Source organism: uncultured Flavobacterium sp. (assembly GCF_963975005.1).
Lineage (GTDB): Bacteria > Bacteroidota > Bacteroidia > Flavobacteriales > Flavobacteriaceae > Flavobacterium.
Genome location: NZ_CAXBFR010000008.1, coordinates 37,784 through 44,598, shown reverse-complemented (window position 1 = coordinate 44,598; position 6,815 = coordinate 37,784). Strand labels below are relative to the sequence as shown.

Annotated in this window: 5 protein-coding genes; 4 read left to right on the top strand and 1 reads right to left on the bottom strand. The window is 31.0% G+C overall.

The window, feature by feature from the left end:
• Positions 1-940, bottom strand: a 940-nt coding sequence (locus AACZ53_RS02055) for a TonB-dependent receptor plug domain-containing protein (protein WP_339834211.1), incomplete at its 3' end; no start/stop codon positions are given.
• A gap of 226 nt (positions 941-1,166) precedes the next feature.
• Here AACZ53_RS02055 and AACZ53_RS02050 point away from each other — a divergent pair.
• From AACZ53_RS02050 to AACZ53_RS02035, 4 genes are all read left to right on the top strand, one after another.
• Positions 1,167-2,186, top strand: a complete 1,020-nt coding sequence (locus AACZ53_RS02050; RefSeq protein WP_339834208.1) for a LacI family DNA-binding transcriptional regulator — start codon at positions 1,167-1,169, stop codon at positions 2,184-2,186.
• A gap of 207 nt (positions 2,187-2,393) precedes the next feature.
• Positions 2,394-3,800 (top strand): MFS transporter, encoded by a 1,407-nt coding sequence (locus tag AACZ53_RS02045; protein ID WP_339834205.1) that lies wholly within the window; start codon positions 2,394-2,396, stop codon positions 3,798-3,800.
• Positions 3,801-3,811: 11 nt separating this feature from the next.
• Positions 3,812-4,477, top strand: a complete 666-nt coding sequence (pgmB, locus tag AACZ53_RS02040) for a beta-phosphoglucomutase (RefSeq protein ID WP_339834203.1) — start codon at positions 3,812-3,814, stop codon at positions 4,475-4,477.
• A 43-nt stretch (positions 4,478-4,520) separates the two neighbouring features.
• Positions 4,521-6,815: a glycoside hydrolase family 65 protein gene (locus AACZ53_RS02035; protein WP_339834201.1), complete on the top strand. Its 2,295-nt coding sequence runs from the start codon at positions 4,521-4,523 to the stop codon at positions 6,813-6,815.

The following is a 6,815-nucleotide window of genomic DNA, read 5'->3' as shown; positions in this document are numbered from 1 at the left end:
AGGTTATATTATCAACTCCACCAGATAATGCAACATTATGATCTGTTCCGGTTGCAACTTGATAAATTTCATCCTGCCAATCTGTATTTGAGTTGCCTAACAAACCTTGTTGCGCAACACTTGCATTAGCATTTACATAATCTCTAAATTGGTCGACACTTAATACATCAACTTTTTTTACTAATTTACTGTATGATAAATTACCATTATATTCTACTTTTAGTTCACCAGCTTTTCCTTTTTTTGTTGTAATTATAATTACTCCATTGGAAGCTCTTGAACCATAAATTGCAGTAGCAGACGCATCTTTAAGAACAGTTACTGATTCAATATTATTTTGATTAATTGTAGCTAAAAAATTTCTTCCTCCACTAGAGCCACCATCAACAGGTAAACCGTCAATTACTATTAATGGGTCATTTGCTAACAAAGAAGATCCACCTCTAATTCTAATAGTAGAACCTTCACCAGGAGAACCACCTCCGTTAGTGATTTGTAATCCTGCTACTTTACCTTGTATCATCTGGTCAACTGAAACAACAGGACCTTTTACAAAATCTTTTGTTGTTACTGTTGAAACTGAACCAGTAGCGTCAGATTTTTTAACCGTACCATATCCAATAACTACTACATCAGCTAATTGCTGTGAGTCTTCTATCATAGTTATAGATACTTCTTTTTGATTGTTATACACTAAATCTTGTGTCATAAATCCTAGATAGGAAAATACTAGTACATCACCTTTTTTAAGGTTGTTTATAGTAAAGTTTCCATCAAAATCAGTGGCTACACCATTTTGAGAACCTTTAACTATCACATTGACTCCAGGCAAAGTTTGACCTAGATTATCTAGTACAGTTCCTTTTAAACTGCTTTGGGCAAAAATGCTTAAGGGCAAAATAAAAAGAATGAATAATAACTTTTTTTGTATTGTCTTCATACAATTTGTTTAGGTTAATTTTTGTTAAAATTTTATATATAACTCTACTTCGAATGTTAAATTTATGTAAAATACTGAGATAAAAAAACGACAAACCATTTACACCGTAGCGAAAACGTTGTAGTGTTGAAAACTTTATTAATTTCTGCAATATTCCTTACTAAAATTTTGAATATGAAAAATATAAACTACTTTTAGTGTAATATTAATTGTCTTCAAAACTATAATGAGAAAAAAAGTCACTTTAAAGCAAATTGCAAAGGAATTAGATGTTTCTATTTCAACCGTTTCTAAATCATTGAAAGATAGTCATGAAATAAGTGAAGATACTAGGCAAAAAGTTCAAGCATTTGCTAAATTATACAACTATAAACCGAACAATATTGCCTTAAGTTTAAAGAATAAAAAGACTAAAACGATTGGTATAATTATTCCAGAAATTGTACACCACTTTTTTGCAACAGTTATTAGTGGAATTGAACAAGTAGCTAATGAAAATGGATACAATGTAATTGTTTGCTTGTCAGATGAATCATTTGATAAAGAAGTTATTAATATGGAGCTTTTAGCCAATGGAAGTACAGATGGTTTTATTTTATCACTTTCGAAAGAGACTCAACAAAAAAAAGATTTTCATCACATTCAAGAAATTATTAGTCAAGGAATGCCAGTTGTAATGTTTGATAGAGTAACTAATGACGTCTTCTGTGATAAAGTTATAATTGATGACCAACAAGCTGCCTATGATGCCATTCAATTCTTTATTTGTAGAGGATTTAAAAAAATTGCATTATTAACAACGGTAGATTATGTAAGTGTTGGTAAATTAAGAACAGATGGTTATTTAAAAGCTTTAAGAGATAACGGAATTGAAATCAACGAAGATTTAATTGTCAAAATAGAAGACATTGATAATTGTTCCAATAAAATTGAATCACTAATTAAAAATCAAGAATTTGATGCTTTGTTTGCAGTAAATGAGCTTTTTGCCGTAACAGCAATTAAATTAGCGAATAAGCAAGGTAAAAAAGTTCCGGATGACTTTTCGGTTATTGGTTTTACAGATGGAATAATTTCTCAATTTTCAACGCCAAGTATTTCTACAGTAAGTCAAAATGGAATTAAAATGGGGAGAAAAGCCGCAAAAATGCTAATTGATAGACTCGAAAAAGAAGAAGAAGATGAGCTTTACACAACAGAAATAATTGAAACTGAATTGGTTTTAAGAGAATCTACTACAACGTGATAGTATTTTTTAAAATAATGTTATTCAGTTATATATAAATATTTTATGTGCAAAATGGATTTGTTAAATCTCATTAAAATGTTTTTTCAATTAAAATAAAATATATATTTGTGACATCAAAGCTTATAACTTTACTTCGAAAATAAATTAAGTTTTGATAAGCAATTAAATATCGCTTATCGTTTTATTAACCAATTAAATACGATAATGGAAAAGCGTAAGTTAAGTTTCTGGCAAATCTGGAACATGAGTTTTGGATTTCTAGGAATACAATTTGGATTTGCCTTACAAGGTGGATTCATGTCTCGAATTTTTCAAACTCTTGGTGCCGAAGTAGATGATATTCCAGGTTTATGGATTGCAGCACCTTTAACAGGTCTTTTAGTTCAACCGATAATTGGATATTTATCTGACAATACTTGGAGTCCAAAATTTGGAAGAAGAAAACCGTATTTTCTTATCGGAGCAATTTTAGCTTCAATCACATTATTTTTCATGCCGCATTCACCAGCTTTATGGATTGCTGCAGGATTATTATGGGTACTTGATTCTTCAATAAACATTAGCATGGAACCTTTTCGTGCTTTAGTGGCTGACAAACTTCCAGAATCACAACGTTCAAATGGATTTGTTGTTCAGACACTAATTATCGGAATAGGAACTTGGGTTGCTAGTAATTTACCTTGGTTAGTAAATAAATTAGGAGTTTCAAACGAAGCTTCTGCGGGTGTTATTCCACAATCTGTTGTAGTTGCATTTTCAATAGGTGCTTTTGTTTTTATTACTAGTATAGTTTATACGTTACTAACAACAAAAGAAGATCCACCTGAAAATTTAGAAGAATTTCTTTCAGAGAAAAAAGAGTCTAAATTTATTCCAGATTTAATGACAAGTTTAAAAGAAATGCCTTCAACCATGAAAAAACTAGGCTTAATCCAATTTTTTAGTTGGTTTGCCTTTTTTACCATGTGGAGTTTATCCATGCCTGCCTTAACAGAACACGTTTTCAATGCACCAAAACCTGATGTTAAAGAATATGCTCAATTAAATGCTGAGGGTGAGGTACAAAAAAACGATAAAAAAGAAGCTATTTTCTTGAATTTAGAAAAAGAACAAGAGTACAAAGGAAAAGATAAAGTATATAATGATGCTGCTGATTTAGTTGGCTCTTCAACAGGTGTTTACGGGCTTTCTTCTATGGCTTTCGCGTTATTATTATCTTTTTACACGATGAAAAACAAAATAAACAGAAAATTCATCCACATGGCTTCTTTAATTTTAGGAGGTTTAGGATTTATTTATATGTTTTATGCAACACCATCAACCTTAATGTATTCTTTTATACTGATAGGATTTTCTTGGGGAAGTATTCTTTCAATGCCTTACGCAATGCTTTCCAGTTCAGTAAATCCTAAAAAAATGGGCATGATGATGGGATTATTCAACATGTTTATTGTAATTCCTCAAATTATTGCTGCACTTGGTGGGATAAATTTTTTATATAAATTAATTGGAAGTGAACATATCAACGCAATGCTTTTAGCTGGAATTTCATTAATCATTGCTGGAGTATGTAATTTATTTATTACGGATAAAAATGCAATTTCAGGTTAAAAAATTAAACAATGAGTAAAAAAACATTCATATTCGACCTTGACGGAGTAATCGTTGACACAGCAAAATATCACTTTTTAGCTTGGCAACGATTAGCCGCTCAATTAGGCATCGAATTTACACCAGAACATAATGAACAACTAAAAGGAGTAAGTCGAGTTCGCTCTTTAGAAATAATTTTAGCATTAGGTAACCTAGAAGCTTCTCAAGAAGAAAAAAATGTATGGTTACTTCAAAAAAACACAGAATACCTTTCTTACATAGAAGAAATGGATGAAAGCGAAATCCTTCCAGGTGTAATGCAAGTACTCGAATATTTAAAATTACACAAACAAAATATAGTATTAGGTTCTGCCAGTAAAAATGCAAAACCAATTCTAGAAAAAGCAAAAATTATAAAGTATTTTGATGCCATTGTAGACGGAAATGATGTGTCAAATGCAAAACCTGATCCAGAAGTATTTCTTCAAGGGGCAAATAAAGTTAATGATATCGCAGAAAATTGTATCGTTTTTGAGGATTCTGTTGCAGGAATTCAAGCTGCAAACCTTGCAAATATGATAAGTATTGGAATAGGAGAAATAGATGTACTACATGAAGCAAATTATATCTTTAACGATTTTACGTTTATAGATTTAAGCTTCATAGAAAATTTAATAAAAGAAAAATGTGTTTAATGTTATACTGTTATAGCAATTAAACAACTAAACAAAATATAGAATGAACCAAGATTATATAAAACCAGATAATTGGTCCATCATTGAAGAAGGATTTGATGCAAGTAGAGTAAAATCATCTGAAAGTTTATTCAGTATTGGTAATGGTGCTATGGGGCAACGTGCTAATTTTGAAGAATCTTATTCAGGAAAAACATTCCAAGGAAGTTATATTGCTGGAGTTTATTATCCAGATAAAACCCGTGTGGGTTGGTGGAAAAATGGTTATCCAAAATACTTTGCAAAAGTTTTAAATGCTCCAAATTGGATTGGTATTGATATCGAAATTAACGGGGAACAACTAGATTTAGCAACTTGTTCTGAAGTAAAAAACTTTAGAAGAGAATTAAATATGAAAGAAGGTGTTTATTCACGTTGTTTTGAAGCTACTTTACAAAATGGTACGCAAGTTGGTGTAGATGTGAAACGATTTTTATCTTTAGATTTAGACGAATTAGGTGTAATTAATTACGAAGTAAAAGCTTTAAATCAAGATGCAAAAATTGTATTTAAACCTTATATTGATGCCGGAATCACAAATGAAGATACCAATTGGGATGATAAATTTTGGGACATTTTAGAAGTTAAAAACAAAACAAATTCAGCTTTTGTAGTTTCAAAAACCTTGAAAACGAATTTTTCTGCTAGTACATTCATGCACAATACTTTTGTAGTAAACGGAAAAATTTCAGATGTAAATCCAACTAACATTGAAAAATCAGAAACTAAAACGCAGTTTTTTTATGAATTTGCAGTTACTGAAGGACAAACCATTGCCATTCAAAAATTGGGCGGTTACACCGTTTCAACCAATCATGATGAACAACAATTAATTAAAGCTTCACAAGATGTAATTGATAAAGGCCTTGAATTAGGATATGAAAAATTACTTCAAAATCAAATTAATGCTTGGGCAAAGATTTGGGAAATGAGCGATATAACCATTGATGGTGATGTAAAAGCGCAACAAGGAATTCGTTTTAATATTTTCCATTTAAATCAAACTTATTTAGGAAAAGATTCTAGATTAAATATTGGACCAAAAGGATTTACTGGTGAAAAATACGGTGGTTCAACGTATTGGGACACAGAAGCTTATTGTATTCCTTTTTACATGGCTACAAAAGATCAAAATGTTGCCAGAAATTTATTGACTTATCGTTACAATCAATTAGATAAAGCTATTGAAAATGCTCAAGATAATTTAGGATTCAAAAACGGTGCAGCCTTATATCCAATGGTTACTATGAATGGTGAGGAATGTCACAACGAATGGGAAATCACACATGAAGAAATTCATAGAAATGGAGCTATTGCTTTCGCGATTTATAATTATCATCGATACACGGGAGATTATTCATATATTCCAGAAAAAGGTTTGGAAGTACTTATTGGAATTGCTCGTTTTTGGCACCAAAGAGCTAACTTCTCAACAGCTAAAAACCAATATGTGATTTTGGGTGTGACTGGTCCAAATGAATACGAAAATAACGTAAACAACAATTGGTACACAAATTACATTGCTAAATGGTGTATAGATTATACGATTGAACAAATCAATAATATAGAAATAAAATATCCATCAGACTATACTCGAATTCTAAGTAAGGTAAATCTAGCTGCTACCGAAATTTCAGAGATGAAAGAAGTCGCGGATAATATGTATTTCCCTTATTCAGAAGAACACGGAGTATTTTTGCAACAAGACGGTTTTTTAGATAAAGAATTGATTACAGTTGCCAATTTAGATAAAGCACAACGACCAATTAATCAAAAATGGTCTTGGGACAGAATTTTACGTTCACCATACATCAAACAAGCTGATACGTTACAAGGCTTCTATTTTTTTGAAGATCATTTCTCCAAAGAACAATTGGAAAAACATTTCGATTTTTATGAGCCATTTACGGTGCACGAAAGTTCGCTTTCTCCTTGTGTTCACTCAATTCAAGCTGCAGTTTTAGGCCGAATGGAACAAGCCTATACATTCTATTTACGTACATCACGTTTAGATTTAGATGATTACAACAAAGAAGTGCATGAAGGTTTACATATAACCTCAATGGCAGGAACTTGGATGAGTATTGTTGAAGGTTTTGGTGGAATGAGAGTAAAAAACAATCAATTACATTTTGAACCAAAAATTCCAAAAGAATGGAATGGATATACATTCAAAGTGAATTTCAGAAATGCAATTGTTAAAGTTGAAGTAAATCATAATGAAACTAAAGTAAATGTAGAAGGTAATCAAGAAATTGATGTTTTAGTAAATGGAAAATCACAACTAGTTAAATTATAA

Coding starts and splice junctions, on each gene's coding strand:
- AACZ53_RS02050 (WP_339834208.1), top strand. CDS start 1,167: ATGAGAAAAAAAGTCACTTTAAAGCAAATTGCAAAGGAATTAGATGTT.
- AACZ53_RS02045 (WP_339834205.1), top strand. CDS start 2,394: ATGGAAAAGCGTAAGTTAAGTTTCTGGCAAATCTGGAACATGAGTTTT.
- pgmB (WP_339834203.1), top strand. CDS start 3,812: ATGAGTAAAAAAACATTCATATTCGACCTTGACGGAGTAATCGTTGAC.
- AACZ53_RS02035 (WP_339834201.1), top strand. CDS start 4,521: ATGAACCAAGATTATATAAAACCAGATAATTGGTCCATCATTGAAGAA.